Annotated in this window: 1 pseudogene; it reads right to left on the reverse strand. The window is 46.4% G+C overall.

What is annotated here, in order from left to right:
• Nucleotides 1–233: pseudogene (locus tag ACH5TX_RS00035) on the reverse strand (collagen-like protein); the annotation flags it as partial.

Genomic DNA, 233 nt, shown 5'->3' on the forward strand with positions numbered 1-233 from the left:
TAAACCTTGTATCCCTTGTATTCCTTGATCACCGGTATCTCCTTTGTCGCCTTTATCTCCCTTATCTCCTTTAGGACCTGTTGCCCCATCTGCTCCGTCTAATCCTGCTACACCTTGTATCCCTTGTATTCCTTGATCACCGGTATCTCCTTTGTCACCTTTATCTCCTTTAGGACCTGTTGCTCCATCTGCTCCGTCTAATCCTGCTACACCTTGTATTCCCTGATCACCTT

This window comes from Thalassobellus citreus, assembly GCF_044385915.1.
GTDB lineage: Bacteria > Bacteroidota > Bacteroidia > Flavobacteriales > Flavobacteriaceae > Thalassobellus > Thalassobellus citreus.